A 19,082-nucleotide genomic window follows, 5' to 3' on the forward strand; every position below is an offset into this window, starting at 1 on the left:
GGTTACTCTACAGTAACGGATTTCGCTAAGTTTCTAGGCTGATCGACGTTTTTGTCTAACATTACAGCAATATGATAAGATAATAACTGTAATGGTATGGTGGTTAATAAAGGTGTAAGACACTCTAATGTTTCTGGAACTTCGATAACGTGATCTGCTAATTCCTTGACACTTTTATCTCCCTTTGTAACGATACCAATAATTTTACCTTTTCTAGATTTAATTTCTTGGATGTTGCTAACTACCTTTTCATAATGTCCCATTTTAGTTGCAATAACAAATACAGGCATTTGTTCATCTATTAAAGCAATTGGTCCATGTTTCATTTCTGCAGCAGGATAACCTTCTGCGTGTATATAGGAAATTTCTTTTAATTTTAAAGCGCCTTCTAAAGCCACTGGGAAATTATATCCACGACCTAAATACAAACAGTTTTTAGAGTCTTTATAAATTTCAGCTACAGTTTGTACATAAGCGTCAGATTTTAAAGCTTCTTCAACTTTGCTTGGGATAGTTTCTAGCTCAATAAGGTGTTGTCTAAATTCTGAACTAGACATTGTTCCTTTGGCTCTTGCTAAACGCAATGCTATTAAAGTTAATACTGTAATTTGAGTTGTAAATGCTTTTGTAGATGCCACTCCAATTTCTGGGCCAGCATGTGTATATGCTCCTGCGTCTGTTTCTCTTGCGATTGTAGAACCTACAACATTACAAACACCAAAAACAAATGCACCTTTAGATTTTGCTAATTTTATAGCTGCTAGCGTATCTGCTGTTTCACCAGATTGAGAAATAGCAATAACAATATCTTTTTCAGTTATTACAGGGTTTCTGTATCTGAACTCTGAAGCGTATTCTACTTCTACAGGTATTCTGGCTAAATCTTCAAAAATATATTCTGCAACTAAACCAGCGTGCCAAGATGTACCACAAGCAACAATTATAATACGGTCAGCTGCTAAGAACTTTTTCATATTATCTTCTACACCTGCCATTTTAATAATAGCCTCGTTGCTTAATAGGCGACCTCTAAAGGTGTCTAAAATAGCGCTTGGTTGCTCATAGATTTCCTTAAGCATAAAGTGATCATAACCACCTTTTTCTATTTGCTCTAGATTAAGCTGAAGTTCTTGTATATAAGGGTCTACGAGAGCATCATTTTTAATTTTTCTAACTTTTATATTTTTACCTCTTCTGATAATTGCCATTTCTTCATCTTCAAGATAAATAGCATTTTTGGTATATTCTATAAATGGAGAGGCGTCACTTGCTATGAAAAACTCATCATCACCAATACCTATAGCCAATGGGCTACCCAATTTGGCTACAACAATTTCATTAGGCTTGTTTTTGTCGAAAACAGCAATAGCATATGCTCCTACGGCTTGATTTAAGGCTATTTGAACAGCTTTACCAAGTTTAAGATTTTCGCTTTTTTGTACATCTTCAATAAGATTAACTAATACTTCTGTATCTGTATCTGATTGAAACGTATAACCACGTTTTATTAATTCTTTTTTTAATGAATCGTAATTTTCAATAATTCCGTTATGGATTATAACTAAATTTCCAGAATTAGAGTAATGTGGATGAGAATTTACATCATTTGGTACACCATGTGTTGCCCAACGTGTATGACCAATACCTAAAGTTCCATCAGTGGAAATTTCACTTTCCATTTTATTTTTAAGGTCAGAAACTTTTCCTTTGGTTTTAGAAAGCTTAATGGCGTTGCCATCGTATAATGCAATACCAGCACTATCGTAGCCACGATATTCTAATCTTTGAAGTCCTTTAATTACAATAGGATAAGCCTCTCGATGGCCAATGTATCCAACAATTCCGCACATAGGTTATTTTTAGTTATTTGGTTCTGTGTAATAGATTTCTAAATACACTTTTTTATCTTCATTTTCACTGTTGTTACCATGTAATATGGTACCTCTTGGTGTTAATACAGAACTTACAGGAACAGCTAATTCATCAGAACCTTGTACTTTACTTTGTGTGAAGCCTAAGCTAGGATCTTCTAAATTAATATTTAGAGAAACGGCTAAGCCAAGTTCAACATTGGTAGAGTCTCGTAGTAATAAATTATTGATATGCTCTGTGATTTTTAATTTGTATTTAACACCTTTACTACTTGGGTCATCTTCATCTACACGTTCTAAAGCACCAAGGTGATTATATTTCGAAAACGAAGGTAAGTTAGTGTTGGTAGCATCTAAATAATAATCGATTAAAGGTGTTTTATTGTCTATGTCATACAAATATAGGCGATTAGGTTCGTTGTTTGGGTCTTCATTTGCAGAATCTAATAGGTCTCTATCTACATAGAAAACAAGATTAGCCTCGTTAACCAAACGTTTAGAACTCTCAAACTCATCTCTAAATTTTTCAAAATTAGTAATGCCAGCCTCTTCATCGTAAAAACCATCAAAAAGTTTTATTTTGGCAACAGAGCCTTGTCCGCCTTTTAAATATATTTTACTATCTCCTGTGTCAGATTCTTCTTCATTAACAGTGAAATCGGTTTCTAAGAAATTAATTTTATTTGGACCAAAATTGAGGACAAATGCAGCTGTGTCTCTCTCGTCAGCATCATCTGAAGTAGATGGTGTCAGTCGGTTATAATATATTGTGACATTTGCACTGTTATTATTCGTGTCTAGAATGAGGAAGCTACCATCATCATTGTAAGCTTCTGCTTTAAAATAAAGTCCTCTAAAATATTCTAGGAAATTGTTTTGATTACTTAGGTCAATATCTCCTTCTTTGTCTATGATTTTGTTTTGCCAAAATGTAGGTTCTAACATTACTCTTATAGCTGGAGCTTGACTAAATAGTATAGGTTTGTTTCCATTATCATCTAAATTGTTGACGTCTTTTAACACATGACCATTGTTATTTATATCTATAACATTACCAACGACAGTCATATCAGTTCCTGTTTCATCATCGTAATCAACAAAAGTGAGTTCTTCTCCTTCTAAATTTGTTATCATTTCAGAAGTAGAAGCCGATTTATTAGAAAAATAAGCTTGATTTTCATTAAAGCCAGCATTAGGATCAAAATCTCTAATAAAATAGTTGTTTTCAAAGATTCTTAGTACAATGCTCTTATAACTATCTCCTTTAGAGATTACAGAATCTATCTCGTAAGTTGTATTGCCATCATCATCAACACCAGTAACTGTACTGTAATAAGGGATGGTTACGACTACAGAATCTATTTGTACATCATCACCAAAATTTGGATCGTAAGTGCTAGTTGTAAGTTGTGTTACAAAACTGGATGTGGTTCTGCCATAGATATCATCATAAACACCTAAAGTACTAAGACCAAGATTATTTGTTTGGACGGGATTTAGTATAGGATCAAAAGCTTTAGTTTTAGTAATGACATCGTATTGTTTTGAAAGAATATCAAAATTCGTAGCAACATCGTTGTTTATAACATCAGATTCTAGATTGGCATAGTCTTTATCGCAAGCAATAAAAGTTATGACTATTAAAGTAAATGCTATGATCTGTAGGGCAATTCTATTTTTTTTCATAGGTGGTAATTAACTGTTTAAGACAGTGTTATTGTAAAACTCTGTATAAGGGTCTGCAAATTCTTCAATAGAATAATAGTCTAAAACAGGTTTTGTTAAATCATTAATATAAGTGTCTAATTCTTCAGGTAATTCTTCAGAGCCTCTAATGATAGCATCAGAATTATCAATTGCAACTTTCATTAAATTTATATAATTAGGTTGTTCTAATAGTTTTGTTGCTTCCGCATCTAAACTATCAAAATTCACTTTAGAGAGCATGCTTTTATCTAACGTGCCTTCAAAGCTTTGATTGTATACAGAGGTTACAATTTTACTTTCAGTAAATAAAGGTTCTGTTTTATAAAACTCTTTTAAGTATAAAGGTAGTAGTGAGGCTAACCAACCATTAACGTGAATAATATCAGGAGCCCAGTTTAATTTTTTAACTGTTTCGATAACACCTTTAGCAAAGAAAATAGCACGTTCGTCATTATCGGAAAATAGTTTTCCGTTTTCATCTGTCAAAGTGGCTTTTCTTTTAAAGTAGTCTTCATTATCTATAAAGTAGACCTGAATACGTTCTTTAGGTATTGATGCTACTTTTATAATTAAAGGCATGTCTAAATCATTAATTACCAAGTTGATACCAGAGAGTCTGATAACCTCATGTAATTGGTGTCTCCTTTCATTAATATTTCCGAAGCGAGGCATAAATATTCGTATTTGACCTCCTTGTTTGTTTACCATTCGTGGTGCTTCAAATGACATTGAAGAGATTTCAGTTTCTGGTAAATATGGAACAACTTCCGAGGACACATACAATATTCGTTTATCTTTCATAAATCTGCTGCTTTTGAAATTAATAGTAAAAAACATGCAAAATTACAAAAATTTGTGCAGATTGCTAGTATTATATTATGTTTGCATGCGTTAAATTTTTGTTACGACATTGAAAAACTTTCAGAATAAAACCGAATTATCAAATTACATAAGTGCTTTAAAAGCAAAAGGAAGCTCAATTGGGTTTGTGCCAACAATGGGAGCTTTGCATAAAGGGCATTTGTCATTGGTAAATAAAGGATTGAGTGAAAACGACCTCGTTGTTGTTAGTATCTTTGTAAACCCTACTCAGTTTGATAATAAGGATGACTTGGTTAAATACCCAAGAACCTTAGACGCAGATATTGCGTTATTGAAAACCGTTAGTGATCATAAAATCATTACTTATGCACCAAGTGTTGAAGATATATATGATGATAATATAGCATCGGAATCTTTTTTTTATGATGGGTTAGAACATAAAATGGAAGGTGCTTTTAGGCAAGGTCATTTTGATGGTGTTGGTACTATTGTTAAGCGTTTATTTGAGATTGTAAAACCGGATTTTGCTTATTTTGGTGAGAAAGATTTTCAGCAATTACAAATTATTAGAAAATTAGTTGAGTTACACCACATACCTGTAACTATCGTTGGTTGTCCAATTCATAGGGCAAAAGACGGTTTGGCAATGAGTTCTAGAAATGCGAGACTAACACCGGAACATAGAGAAATTGCTCCTTTTATATATAAAACATTAGAAGCTGCCAAAGCAAAGTTTGGCACAAAAAGTGCTAAAGAAGTAACGGAATGGGTTTATATGCAATTTGAAAAACAATCGCTTTTAGAATTAGAGTATTTTATTATTGCAGATATAACAACCTTAAAACCAGTAAAAAGAAAGTCAATAAAAAAGTCATATAGGGCGTTTATAGCAGTATATGCAGGTGATATCAGACTTATAGATAATATCGCATTAAATTAATTATCTTTGTAATATGCAAATACAAGTTGTAAAATCAAAAATTCACCGTGTAAAGGTTACGGGAGCGGCACTAAATTATATTGGTAGTATTACTATTGATGAAGATTTAATGGATGCGGCAAATATTATACAAGGAGAAAAAGTTCAGATTGTTAATAATGACAATGGTGAGCGCTTAGAAACCTATTGTATTCCTGGTCCTAGAAAAAGTGGAGAAATTACTTTAAACGGTGCTGCAGCACGTAAGGTTGCTGTTGGCGACACCTTAATTCTTATTACATATGCGTTTATGGATATTGAAGACGCTAAAGTATTTAAGCCTTGTTTGGTTTTCCCAGATGAAGCTACAAATCTTCTAAAATAAGTAGGTGAGTAAGCCAAAATCTATCCTAAAAGTTGTATTACCCTTACTCTTAGGAGTGGGTTTAGTGTGGTATTCTTTATCTAAAATTTCGATTCCTATTTTAATACAGTATTTCAAGGACGCTAATTATAGTTGGATTATTCTTGGTGTTGTTATGGGAATTCTTAGCCATGTGTCTAGAGCTTATCGTTGGATTTATATGGTAGAGCCTTTAGGGTTTAAACCTAATTTTGGCAATAGCATTATGGCAGTTTATTCTGCGTATCTTATAAATTTTACTATTCCAAGAGCCGGAGAAATAGCTAGAGCTTCAATTTTAACCAATTATGAAGGGATTCCTTTTGATAAAGGATTTGGGACAATTGTTGCAGAGCGTGTGGCTGATACTATCATGTTACTTTCAATAGTTGCCATCGCTTTTTTTTTAGAGTTTGAATTTATTTATGATTTTTTTTCCAAAAAATTTAATCCTTCCTCATTATTACTAGGTGTTGCTGTATTGCTACTAGGAGTACTGTTGGTATTGCTATTTGTAAAGAAGAGTAGGTCTAAATTTGCTTTAAAAGTAAAGGGATTTGTTTCAGGTCTTATAGAGGGTGCTTTTAGTATTTTTAAAATGAAAAAGAAATGGGCTTTTATAGGTCATACGTTTTTTATTTGGCTAATGTATGTGCTTATGTTTTACGTTACCACGTTTGCATTACCAGAGTTGCAAAACATACCAATTGTAGCTATTCTTATTGGATTTATACTCGCTAGTTTTAGTATTGCAGCCACAAATGGAGGTATAGGTTCGTTTCCAGAAGCTGTAGTTATTGCCTTTTCGTTATTTGGTATGGCAGATGATCCAAGTAGAGCTTTTGGCTGGATAATGTGGTCTACCCAAACATTAGTTATTGTTGTTTTAGGAGGTTTATCATTATTATACTTGCCTATTTTCAATAGAAAGAAAACAACAGTATAGAAATATTTTTTACCTTGCTTTAAATTTTTAGTCCTTATAATTATGAAGAATTTTTACACACTTGTCCTCACTTTTTTTATCGTATGTAATCTTCAATCTCAAGCGATTTATAAAACAATAGATTCAGAAAGACTTGGTGCAACGCGTGAATTAAAAATTCAATTACCAAGAAATTATAATCCAGATGAAAAACGAACTTACCCTTTAATTGTAGTTTTAGATGGCGATTATTTATTTGAACCCGTTGCTGGGAATATAGATTATCAGTCCTATTGGGAGGATATTCCAGATTGTATAGTTGTTGGTATTAATCAAGCAGATACTAGACCAGAAGATTTATTCTATGATGATGAGAATTATTTTCCAAAAGATTCTGGAGCACAGTTTTATGAATTTATAGTGGCCGAATTATTACCTTATATAGAAAAAAATTATAAGGCATCAAATTTTAGAATCATTTTTGGGCACGATCTAAGTGCTAATTTTATCAATTATTACCTCTTTAAGGATGAACCTGTTTTTAGAGCTTATATTGCATTTAGTCCAGAGTTTGCTCCAGAAATGATTAGCAGATTGCAACAGCGCTTGTCTATATTAACAGAGCAAACGTTTTATTATATGGCAACTGCAGATGCTGATATAAAAGCATTAAGAGCCTCAACATTAAAGGCAGATTCCCTTATTTCTGCAATACAAAATGAAAAGCTACTTTATAAATTTGATGATTTTAAAGATGCCAACCATTATGCATTAGTAGGGAGAGGAATTCCTAAAGCATTGAATGAGATTTTTGGACTTTTTAAACCTATTAATGCTAAGGAATATAAAGAAAAGCTAATCCCTTTTGAAGGCTCACCTTACGATTATTTGATTAAAAAATACGAAGATATTGAGCATTTCTATGGATTTGAAAAAGAATTAATTGAAAACGATATCAGAGCAATCGCAGCTGCTAGTAACAAAAAAGATGATATCGATTCTTTAGAAAAATTAGCCAAATTGGTTAAGAAAAAATTCCCGGATTCTATGTTAGGTGCTTATTATTTGGGTATGTATTATGAAAAAGAAGGCAACTTTAAAAAAGCTTTGTTGCAATATAAATCGGGCTTGCTTTTACAGCCTTCACAGTTTATAGACAAAGAAATTATACTCGAAAAAATGTATGATGCAGAAGAGGCATTAAACGATTAGGTGTATTTCATCGAAAAAAATTGACAACTTAACGATAATTTAGTATGTTTGGAGTCCCAAATCTAAACCTACTTTATTATGAGAAAAACTACCTTAGTTGTTCTTACTTGTCTAATCTACGCGTTTTCATTTGCGCAAGTATCTTATAAAGAGATATCCTCATCGCGCCTAAATTCTGAGCGTAAGTTAAAAATTAAATTACCAAAAAATTACGATCCTAAAGCAGATGTAAAATATCCTGTCATTATTGTTTTTGATGGAGATTATCTGTTTGAACCTGTTGCAGGTCAAGTTGATTTTCAAACTTACTTTGATGATATGCCAAGTTCAATAGTTGTTGGTATTATGCAAGGTGAAGATCGTTTTTACGATGCCTATTACGATCCGTTAACAGGTTTACCAACAGAATCGGGTCTTAGATTCCATGAATTTGTCTCAGAGGAACTATTGCCCTACATAGATAAGCAATACAATACAAGTAAGTTTAGAGTAGCTGTTGGCCATGATCGTATGGGGAATTTTATTAATTCCTATATCTTTAAAGAAGAACTAGCATTTCAGGCCTATGTTTGTATTAGTCCAGATTTTGTTGGCTCATTAAATAATTTTATTTCAAAACGCTTAGAACTTTTTAAAGACGATATCTTTTATTATTTAGCAACGTCAGAAAAAGATATTCCAGAAATTCGTGAAAGTATCCTATTTACAGATTCAAAAATAAAAGAAGTATCAAACAAGCACTTAACTTATTATTTTGATGATTTTGAAAGTGATACCCATTACACTTTAGTTACAGGTGCCATTTCTAGGTCATTTGATAAAATTTTTGATATCTATAATCCATTACGAGAAAAAGAACTTGAAGAGAAAGTATTGCCATACGAAGGTACCTTAGATCAATATTTAATAGATAGATATAATAGGATAGACCGTTTATTTGGTATTGAAAAAGAGATTAGTGAAGCAGAATTAGAGAAAGTAGCAAAAGTAGCAGAACAACGCGAAGACTATAAATCGTTAGGTAAATTAGGAAAACTGGCCAATAAGCTATTTCCTGAGACACTATTAGGTACTTATTATATTGCTCATTCTACAGAAATGCTTGGAAAAATAAAGAAAGCAAAGAAACTCTACGAATCGGCATTAATACTAGATGATGCTACCAATATTAACAAAGATTATATCACCTTAAAAATTGAGGAACTTACTGTTGCCTTAGTAGATGTTGAAGATGAAGAGTTAGAAGAATTAAAAGTAGAGGATGATAATGAAGAGAAATAAAAAATACATATCTACCGACTATTTTTTTGAAGCATTATATATAAAAGTAAAGGCATTTTTATTTTCAGATTTGTCTCCAAAATTAGTGGCATTAAAGGTTTTAGCGATTATGAGTTGGTTTAAAGACATCAACTAAAATTGTCTTAATTTTGTCATGTTTATAATTAAAGAAATTTCCGATTTCACGGAGCATTAATATGGCTAAAGTAAAAACAACTTTTTTTTGTCAGAATTGTGGTAGTCAATACGCTAAATGGCAAGGTCAATGTACGTCTTGTAAGGAGTGGAATACCATTGCAGAAGAAGTCATTCAGAAACCAGAAAAAAGCGATTGGAAAACCCCAAGTGCTACGTCAAAACGAGCATCAAAACCATTGTTAATTAATGAAATTGATACTTCTCAGGAAGCGCGTTTAGACATGCAAGATGCAGAATTTAATCGTGTACTTGGAGGAGGAATGGTTAATGGGTCGTTAACACTTTTAGGAGGAGAACCAGGAATAGGAAAAAGTACACTTTTACTACAAATAGCCTTAAAACTACACTACAAAACTTTATATGTTTCTGGTGAAGAAAGCCAAAAACAAATAAAAATGCGTGCAGAACGTATTAATCCTAATAGCAATAACTGCTATATTCTTACTGAAACAAAAACCCAAAATATCTTTAAACAAATTGAAGCATTAGAGCCGGATATTGTGGTTATCGATTCCATTCAAACCTTACATAGTGATTATATAGAATCTTCGGCTGGGAGTATTTCTCAAATAAAGGAATGCACAACCGAATTGATAAAGTTTGCTAAGGAAACAGCAACACCTGTTTTACTAATTGGACATATCACTAAAGATGGACATATTGCAGGGCCAAAAATTTTAGAGCATATGGTTGATACCGTTTTACAATTTGAAGGCGACCGAAATCACGTATTTAGAATTCTTAGAGCAAATAAAAACCGATTTGGTTCAACCAACGAATTGGGAATATATGAAATGCAAGGCTCAGGATTGCGAGAAGTATCTAATCCATCAGAAATACTTATTTCTGAGAAGGATGGTGAATTGTCTGGAAATGCTGTTGCTGCAACTCTTGAAGGGTTAAGACCATTAATGATAGAAGTGCAAGCTTTGGTTAGTACTGCTGTTTACGGAACACCACAGCGTTCAGCTACAGGTTTTAATGCAAAACGATTAAACATGTTATTGGCTGTTTTAGAAAAACGAGCCGGTTTCCGGTTAGGAGCAAAAGATGTGTTTTTAAATATTACAGGTGGTATTACTGTTGATGATCCTGCTATAGATTTGGCCGTTGTTGCAGCCATATTATCTTCAAATGAAGATGTTGCTTTAGAAAGTGATTTTTGCTTTGCAGCAGAAGTTGGTTTGTCTGGTGAAATTAGACCTGTGCAACGTGTAGAACAACGTATTCTTGAAGCAGAAAAATTAGGCTTTTCAACAATTTTTGTGTCTAAATACAATAAAATAGCTTTAAAAAATACGGTAATTAAAATTCAATTGATTTCTAAGATTGAAGATTTAGTTGGCTTTTTAGTATAACTAAACCCTTTGAAAAATGAAGTCTTAATAATAGCTTAAAATAAATAATGATAAAAAGAGATCTTTAATTCTTCTAGTATTAGAAGTTGAAAAGCTATGCGTTCATTTTTAGATATATAGAATACCGTAATTATAAATTTAACCCAAAAATGGATCAAGGTAAATTATCTATGCTAAAATGTTGTTTAATTCATTTTTTATAATCATGTTTAATTTGAATGTTTTAAACTTTTTACTTGCGGAAATAAAATATAGTACGTAATATTGTTTTTCATCGGATTTTATTAACACATCATCTGATTTTTTAATCCAAACAAATGTAATTTTAACCTTTGTAATAAGATTATCTCCCTCAAGTCTTATAGTAAAATATAATACATTTTTTAACCTACTTATGAAAACAAATAGCATTACCCCTTCTCGTGGTATATTAGTATTGCCTTTTTTTGTGCTCTTTTTTTTAACAAAATTAAATGCTCAATATTGTGAGCCTGCCCATATTAATGGGGGTTACAATTGGACGTTTCATATCTCAAATGTTGAATTTGGCACCATGCAAAACCAGAGTACGGGAACTCTGGGTGATTACACGTATTATCCAGAGGTATCTCCAACAGACATTATAGCCGGTGAAACCGCTAACGGAACCATTACCGTGACCATGGATGGTTGGAACAAACAAAAACATACCCTTGCAGTGTGGATTAACTTCAATGAAATTGATGACGATTTTGATGATGCCGGAGAAGAATTTTTATTTCACTTTAAAGACAATAATAACGTCAACGGAACAAAAGAAGTACAAATACCCATAAGCATCCCTGTACCACTTGATGCTCAAGCAGGCCTTGCTAGAATGCGTGTAGGCTTGCTTAATGGTCAACAAAACAATGTTGATCCATGTGATTTTGTCTATAAAGCAGGTGAAGCAGAAGACTATTTGGTAAATATCATTTCAGACAATGTCCCTGGAGATGTAGAACCTAACTTTTGTGAAACTGCAAATATTCAATCCTACAGTACACTTTTTATTTCTAACGTTTCTTTTGCTGGGATTAATAATAGTAGTACAGGAGCAACAGGCGATTTTACTAATTATTCTGATTTTTCATCAGAAAACATCCCAATTGGTCAGCCGCTTACAGGAACCATTAGCGTAACTCTAAACGGTTGGAACACGTCTAAAAACACCATTGCTATATGGATTAATCTCAATGAGAGTTTAGATGATGATTTTGATGATCCTGGTGAGCAATTTTTATTTCCGTTTCAAGATACTAATAACGTAGGGGGAATTAAAGTTGTTGAGGTTCCTATTAGTTTAACCTTGCCAAGCAGTGCAGATGAAGCACTTTCTAAAGTGCGTATTGGTGTTAGAGGTGGTAGCGGAACAAACTTTACGGCTTGTAATTACAATTATTCTAACGGAGAAGTAGAAGATTATGTCATTAATATTGGTGGCGAGTTAACACCGCCAGCTCCCGATTCGGATAATGATGGTATAATTGATACGGTAGATCTTGATGATGATAACGATGGTATCAGTGATTTAGTAGAAAGTAATAACATAAACCCATCATTGGATGCTGATGGTGATGGTATTCCTAATTATAAAGATTCAGATTTTTGTACCTTAAATACACATGGAGTTTGTGCCAATTTAGATGCCGATGGAGACGGTATTCCAAATCATCTAGATATTGATTCAGATAACGATGGTATTCCTGATAATATTGAGGCACAGTCAACATTTGGATATATTGAACCTAGTGGTATGGCTAATGCTATTTTAGATACTAACGGAGATGGTATTGATGATGTTTATAATACAGGTCTTATTCCTGTAGATACAGATGGTGATGGTATATATGATTTTCTTGATTTAGATAGTGATAATGATGGCAAATTAGATATTGAAGAAAACGGAATGCTAAATGTGGTGTCTGGCAGTGATGCAGATTTAGATGGATTAGATGATAATTTTGAAGGTAGTGTTACAGCTGATTCACTAGATGTTAATGATGAAATTAACAATCCTGCTACATCAATTTTACCCGATACAGATAATGATTTGGCTTTAGGTGGCGACTTAGATTATAGAGATCATATTGATATTTATTTTTCTTCAGGAACTCTTAATTTTGATGGTGTAGACGATTATTTAGACACCAATCCTTTTATAACAGATTGGACAGAAGGAACTGTAATGGCTTGGGTGAAAATTGAAACTAACTCTGCCGGAAATCTAAATACCAATTATAGTATTGCAGGTCAGGAAAATATGAGGCTATACATAACCAAGGGAAGAAAACCATCTTTTGTTGTTATTACTCAAGACCAAGTCACAGCTTCAAGTAATTATCCTAGCAGTAATATTAGTGTACAACCACTACCTTCAGACAATAGGCAAATAGAGAATGATATATGGTATCATGTTGCTGGTGTTTTTGACTCCGTAACAAACTCATTAAAAGTTTATCTTAACGGAGAATTGTTAAATACGGTTATAGACCCTGATCTAAATTCAGAATTGCTTACCAAAAATTATAACGGTAGCTCTCACGTATATGCTACAAGACCATTTACAATAGGACGTTATCCAACTAACACAAGTGTTTCTGGTTCTGCTCATTTTAAAGGGAGTATCGATGAGGTTAGAATTTTTCAAGATGCTTTGACTGCTCAGCAAATACAGCAAATGGTATATCAAGAAATTGAAGATAATGGAGGTGCTGTTAGAGGGAAAATTATACCTAAAAACATTGAGGATCTAAAATCTTCACAACAAGTATCTTGGGATAAGCTACAAGCATATTATCCTATGTCTAATATTTTAAAATCAGAAATAGCTGATGAATCAAATTATGGACATACCTTAAAAATACATAATATAACTTCTGTTAAAGAACAAACAGCACCAATGCCTTACATTACTGGTGCAGATGGAGATTGGTCGCATTCTAATTCGTGGTTATATGGTAATGTATGGGATATTACAGCAGATTTAGGCGCCAGAGATTGGTCTATTGTTAAAATAAAACATGATATAACTACAACAAATTCCCATAAAAGTTTAGGTCTTTTTATAGATACCCATAAAACACTTACAGTTAAGAATGATAATGCGATTTTTAATAATTGGTATCTTGAACTCAAGGGAACATTAGATTTAAAAGAAGATTCTCAACTTATTCAAAACGAGTATAGTGATTTAGTGACTTCTGTAAGTGGTAAAATTTTAAGACGTCAAGAAGGAACGGCAAATAAATATTGGTATAACTATTGGTCTTCACCTGTAGGAGTTCCTAAAAACACCTCTTTTATAGATAATAATAGTAGCGCTAACAATGTTAATAATTCAACGTATAATTTAGGGCTACTCAAAGATCAGGATGGTAATAATTTTGCATTTACAAATCAATATGATGAAACAGGCAAAATAAGCAGATCTTGGCTCTATACATACAAAAATGGAGTCACTTACTATGACTATGAATCCTTAGATGAAAATTCTAGTCTAAGTCCAGGAGTTGGTTATACGCAGAAAGGAACAGGTATTTCAGAAGCAGAACAACAATACCTGTTTGAAGGTAAACCTAATAACGGTACTATTCTTATAGATGTATTAGATAAAGGTGGTAATGGTTCTGTTCCTGCGACTTCAAAAACCGATTACTTACTAGGAAATCCGTACCCATCTGCTATAGATATACATAAATTTATTGATGACAATCAAGGGGTAATTAGTGGATCATTATTTCTTTGGCAACAATGGAGTGGTTCTTCACATTATTTAAATGAATATAATGGAGGCTATGCACAAGTCACTAAAACAGGATCTACAAGAGCTTACCAGTTTGTTGATATCTATGGAGAAACAAATGGAGAGCAATTAGGGACTAAGATGCAGACAAGATACTTGCCCGTTGGACAAGGTTTTATGGTAGAGATTGTTGGTGATGGTAATGTGATTTTTCAAAACAGCCAAAGAGTGTTTGTTAAGGAAGATGATGCTAACGGCTCGTATAATAATGGAAGTGTGTTTTTTAGAAGCGCTAATTCAACCAATGACACTATTGAAGACGATACAGATACAGAAGAAAGTTTAATGCAAAAAATTCGTTTAGAATTTAATTCTGTTGATGGTCCTTTAACCAAAAGAGAGCTGCTTTTAGGATTTAGCGAAAATACATCAGATGACTACGATTATGGTTATGAAGCCGTAAACGTTGATGAAAATAATGACGATTTAAATTTAATTTTAAATGAAGATCTCATGACTATTCAGGCTTATGCTCCCATAACTGATGATAAAACAATTCCGTTAAGTTTAAAAGCTTCTGGAAATTTTAATTATACTTTAAAGGTTACAGAAACAGAAAATATCCCTGAAGACCAAGACATTTACGTAAAAGATAATCTTACTGGAGACTATTTTAATTTGAGAAATGAATTGCCTTTTGAATTTTCTTCAGAAGCTGGTAAATACGACAATAGATTAGAAATTGTTTTTAGAGATAGTTCTCAAACACTTTCTCAGGTAGATAATACCATTTCGTCACTTAAATTTTACTACACTTCAAGTAGAAATAAAATAGTAGTCTTAAATCCTACTCATGTTGAAATAAAAACCTTAGAGGTTTATAATATGTTAGGACAATCGGTTTACAGTATAGAGAACTATTTTGATGGCTCATATAATGAGTATCAATTAACCGGAGTTAGTACTGGGAGTTATGTTATTAAAATAACTACGAAAGACGGAATTTTAACAAAGAAAATTCTAGTCAACTAAATTGAATAGGTCTTGTTAATATTTAGCAAGACCTATTTTTTTTTAAGGAGTATAAAGCCTGTTGCCATTTAGTGAAAATTTAAGTTATAAAAGTGAAAAATAAGCTTTAGGGACATAGCTTATAAAACTTTTAATTTTTCCCTCAAAATTCTGTAATTTCGCAGACTTATAAGAAAACAGAATAATGAGCACAAAGTTCCCTGAATACAAAGGACTTAACTTGCCAAACGTTGCAGATGAAATCGGTAACTATTGGGAAGCTAATAATATCTTCGATAAAAGTGTAACTACAAGAGAAGGAAAACCTCCTTTTGTGTTTTTTGAAGGACCACCTTCGGCAAACGGTTTACCTGGTGTACACCATGTTTTAGCACGTGCGATTAAAGATATTTTTCCACGTTATAAAACCATGAAAGGTTTTCAAGTAAAACGTAAAGCAGGTTGGGATACGCACGGTTTACCTGTAGAACTTGGTGTAGAAAAAGAATTGGGTATTACCAAAGAAGATATTGGTAAAAAAATTACCGTAGAAGAATATAACGAAGCTTGTAAAAAAGCAGTCATGCGTTATACAGATATCTGGAATGACCTTACGCAAAAAATGGGCTATTGGGTAGATATGGATGATCCCTATATTACTTACAAGTCTAAATACATGGAGAGTGTATGGTGGTTGTTAAAACAGATTTACGAAAAAGACTTAATATATAAAGGCTATACGATTCAACCATATTCACCTAAGGCAGGTACTGGTTTAAGTTCGCATGAGCTTAACCAACCAGGAACGTATCAAGATGTTACAGATACAACAGTTGTAGCTCAGTTTAAAGCTAACGCAGATTCATTGCCAGATTTTCTTCAAGATGAAGGAGATATTTTCTTCTTAGCTTGGACCACAACGCCTTGGACATTACCGAGTAATACCGCACTAACGGTTGGGCCAAAGATTGATTATGTTTTAGTAGAAACCTATAATCAATACACCTTTAAACCTATGAATGTGGTATTGGCTAAGAATTTAGTCAACAAGCAATTTGATGGTAAATTTAAACGTGTTGAAACCAAACCAGAATTAATTGAGTACAAAGAAGGCGATAAAAAAATCCCTTATTACGTCGTTAAAGAATTCGTTGGAAAAGATTTAGTAGGTATAACTTACGAACAGTTATTACCATACGCTTTACCAAATGATAATCCTGAAAATGCCTTCAGAGTCATTTCTGGAGATTTTGTAACCATTGAGGATGGAACAGGTATTGTACATACGGCACCAACATTTGGGGCAGATGATGCCATGGTCGCAAAACAAGCCACACCAGAAGTACCACCACTTTTAGTAAAAGACGAAAATGGTAATTTAGTGCCATTGGTAGATTTACAAGGAAAATTCAGACCAGAAATGGGCGAATTTGCAGGTAAATATGTGAAGAACGAATATTATGAGGATGGTGAAGCGCCAGAACGTTCTATAGATGTTGAGCTTGCCATTAAATTAAAAATAGAAAATAAGGCCTTTAAGGTTGAAAAATATAAGCATAGTTACCCAAATTGTTGGAGAACGGATAAACCAATTTTATATTATCCATTAGATTCTTGGTTTATTAAAATTACCGATGTTAAAGGGAGAATGCACGAGTTAAACACTTCAATTAATTGGAAACCAAAATCAACAGGCGAAGGACGTTTTGGAAATTGGTTAGCTAATGCAAACGACTGGAATTTATCTAGATCTCGTTTTTGGGGTATTCCATTACCAATCTGGAGAACAGAGGATGGAAAAGAACAAATTTGTATTGGTTCTGTTGCTGAATTAAAAGCGGAGATGGCAAAAGCTGTTGAAGCTGGCGTGATGTCTGAAGATATTTTTGCAGAATTTGAAGTAGGTAACATGTCTGAAGCCAACTACGAAACGATTGATTTACACAAAAATGTAGTGGATAAAATCGTTTTAGTATCGGCATCTGGTCAACCCATGAAACGCGAAAGCGATTTAATAGATGTGTGGTTCGATTCAGGGTCTATGCCTTATGCACAATGGCATTATCCTTTTGAAAACAAAAACTTAATTGATAATAACGAAGCCTTTCCTGCAGATTTTATTGCTGAAGGAGTAGACCAAACACGAGGATGGTTTTATACCTTACATGCTATTGGGACTATGGTTTTTGATTCTGTAGCTTACAAAAATGTTGTGTCTAACGGCTTGGTTTTAGATAAAAACGGTCAAAAAATGTCTAAGCGTTTAGGTAACGCCGTAGATCCTTTTGAAACCTTATCTAAATATGGTGCAGATGCCACACGTTGGTATATGATAAGCAACGCTAATCCTTGGGATAACTTAAAATTTGATAGCGAAGGTATAGCTGAGGTGAGTCGAAAATTCTTCGGAACACTTTATAATACGTATTCATTCTTCACCCTTTATACCAATATTGATGGGTTTAGTTATAGTGAAGCGGATATGCCTTTAGAAGAACGTCCAGAAATTGACCGTTGGATTCTTTCAGAATTAAATTCATTAATTCAGAAAGTAGATGCCTATTACGCGGCATACGAACCAACAAAGGCTGCGCGAGCGATTTCAGACTTTACACAAGATTATTTAAGTAACTGGTATGTGCGTTTAAGCAGAAGACGTTTCTGGAAAGGCGATTACCAAACCGATAAAATTTCGGCATATCAAACATTATACACGTGTATGGAAACCATTGCAAAGTTAGGCGCACCTATTGCACCTTTTTTTATGGACCGTTTGTATTTAGACTTGAATGCTGTGACTAAAAAAGAAGCTTTTGAAAGTGTGCATTTAGCAGATTTTCCAAAGGTAAATGAAAGTGTAATAGATAAAGTTTTAGAGCGAAAAATGGAGAGCGCTCAAACCATCTGTTCATTAGTACTGTCGTTACGAGCTAAAGAGAAAATTAAGGTACGTCAACCACTTCAAAAAATTATGATTCCTATTGACAATAAAGAACAGAAGGAAGAAATTGAAGCTGTAGCTGACTTAATAAAACATGAGGTAAATATTAAAGAAGTTGAACTATTAGAAGATGCTTCAGATATATTAGTAAAACAGATTAAACCAAATTTTAAGGCCTTAGGACCTAAGTTTGGTAAGGACATGAAATTGATTGCAGGTGCCGTAAATGCATTTAGTTCGGATGATATTAAAAAAATCGAGCAAAATGGTAATTTTGATGTTGACATTAACGGAAAAATGATTAATTTAGGGCTAGAAGATGTAGAGATTACCTCGCAAGATATTGAAGGATGGTTAGTCGCAAATGAAGGTGCTTTAACAGTGGCTTTAGATGTTACTATTAGTGAAGATTTACGTAAAGAAGGTATTGCAAGAGAGCTTGTAAATCGTATTCAAAATTTACGAAAAGATTCAGGATTTGAGGTTACTGACAGAATTGATGTACAACTTCAAAGCGACGCACATGTCGTAGAAGCAGTTTCTTCAAATGAAGCGTACATTAAATCAGAAACATTAACGGAAGATTTAAAAATTATAGACCAAGTAGACAATGGTATAGAAATTGCTTTTGATGAAGTAAATACCAGATTGTTTATTAAAAAACATTAAAA

12 protein-coding genes are annotated in these 19,082 nt (G+C 33.2%); 9 read left to right on the forward strand and 3 right to left on the reverse strand.

What is annotated here, in order from left to right; genetic code table 11:
- Positions 1-2 precede the first annotated feature (2 nt).
- Genes glmS through KO504_RS10810 form a run of 3 tightly spaced genes read right to left on the reverse strand, consistent with a single transcriptional unit; the run spans position 3 to position 4,379 of the window.
- Positions 3-1,850 carry a glutamine--fructose-6-phosphate transaminase (isomerizing) gene (gene glmS / locus KO504_RS10800; RefSeq protein WP_215926768.1) on the reverse strand — a complete coding sequence of 616 codons (1,848 nt, stop codon included), beginning with the start codon at positions 1,848-1,850 and terminating at the stop codon, positions 3-5.
- A 9-nt stretch (positions 1,851-1,859) separates the two neighbouring features.
- Positions 1,860-3,557: a DUF4270 domain-containing protein gene (locus KO504_RS10805; protein WP_215926770.1), complete on the reverse strand. Its 1,698-nt coding sequence runs from the start codon at positions 3,555-3,557 to the stop codon at positions 1,860-1,862.
- Between the two features lie 9 nt (positions 3,558-3,566).
- The gene (locus tag KO504_RS10810; protein WP_215926772.1) at positions 3,567-4,379 is read right to left on the reverse strand and encodes a glycogen/starch synthase; all 813 of its coding nucleotides are present in this window, start codon (positions 4,377-4,379) and stop codon (positions 3,567-3,569) included.
- Between the two features lie 109 nt (positions 4,380-4,488).
- Here KO504_RS10810 and panC point away from each other — a divergent pair, with 109 nt between their 5' ends.
- The 9 genes from panC (at position 4,489) to ileS (ending at position 19,080) form a co-directional block, all read left to right on the forward strand.
- Positions 4,489-5,340 carry a pantoate--beta-alanine ligase gene (panC, locus tag KO504_RS10815; RefSeq protein WP_215926774.1) on the forward strand — a complete coding sequence of 284 codons (852 nt, stop codon included), beginning with the start codon at positions 4,489-4,491 and terminating at the stop codon, positions 5,338-5,340.
- Positions 5,341-5,353: 13 nt separating this feature from the next.
- Positions 5,354-5,704, forward strand: coding sequence for an aspartate 1-decarboxylase (gene panD / locus KO504_RS10820; protein ID WP_215926776.1), 351 nt, complete (start codon positions 5,354-5,356; stop codon positions 5,702-5,704).
- Positions 5,705-5,708: 4 nt separating this feature from the next.
- Positions 5,709-6,668 carry a lysylphosphatidylglycerol synthase transmembrane domain-containing protein gene (locus KO504_RS10825; RefSeq protein ID WP_215926778.1) on the forward strand — a complete coding sequence of 320 codons (960 nt, stop codon included), beginning with the start codon at positions 5,709-5,711 and terminating at the stop codon, positions 6,666-6,668.
- 42 nt (positions 6,669-6,710) lie between these two features.
- Positions 6,711-7,859, forward strand: coding sequence for an alpha/beta hydrolase (locus tag KO504_RS10830; RefSeq protein ID WP_215926780.1), 1,149 nt, complete (start codon positions 6,711-6,713; stop codon positions 7,857-7,859).
- Between the two features lie 78 nt (positions 7,860-7,937).
- Positions 7,938-9,140: an alpha/beta hydrolase gene (locus tag KO504_RS10835; RefSeq protein WP_215926782.1), complete on the forward strand. Its 1,203-nt coding sequence runs from the start codon at positions 7,938-7,940 to the stop codon at positions 9,138-9,140.
- Positions 9,127-9,276, forward strand: a complete 150-nt coding sequence (locus KO504_RS10840; RefSeq protein ID WP_215926784.1) for a hypothetical protein — start codon at positions 9,127-9,129, stop codon at positions 9,274-9,276. The genes KO504_RS10835 and KO504_RS10840 overlap by 14 nt, the downstream gene beginning before the upstream one ends.
- 61 nt (positions 9,277-9,337) lie before the next feature.
- On the forward strand, positions 9,338-10,696 hold the full coding sequence (gene radA / locus KO504_RS10845) for a DNA repair protein RadA (protein WP_215926786.1): 1,359 nt from the start codon (positions 9,338-9,340) through the stop codon (positions 10,694-10,696).
- Positions 10,697-11,090: 394 nt separating this feature from the next.
- Positions 11,091-15,491 carry a GEVED domain-containing protein gene (locus KO504_RS10850; protein ID WP_215926788.1) on the forward strand — a complete coding sequence of 1,467 codons (4,401 nt, stop codon included), beginning with the start codon at positions 11,091-11,093 and terminating at the stop codon, positions 15,489-15,491.
- 184 nt (positions 15,492-15,675) lie between these two features.
- Positions 15,676-19,080 (forward strand): isoleucine--tRNA ligase, encoded by a 3,405-nt coding sequence (ileS, locus tag KO504_RS10855; protein ID WP_215926790.1) that lies wholly within the window; start codon positions 15,676-15,678, stop codon positions 19,078-19,080.
- Positions 19,081-19,082: the final 2 nt, after the last annotated feature.

The organism is Winogradskyella psychrotolerans (assembly GCF_018860565.1).
Classification (GTDB): Bacteria; Bacteroidota; Bacteroidia; order Flavobacteriales; family Flavobacteriaceae; genus Winogradskyella; species Winogradskyella damuponensis.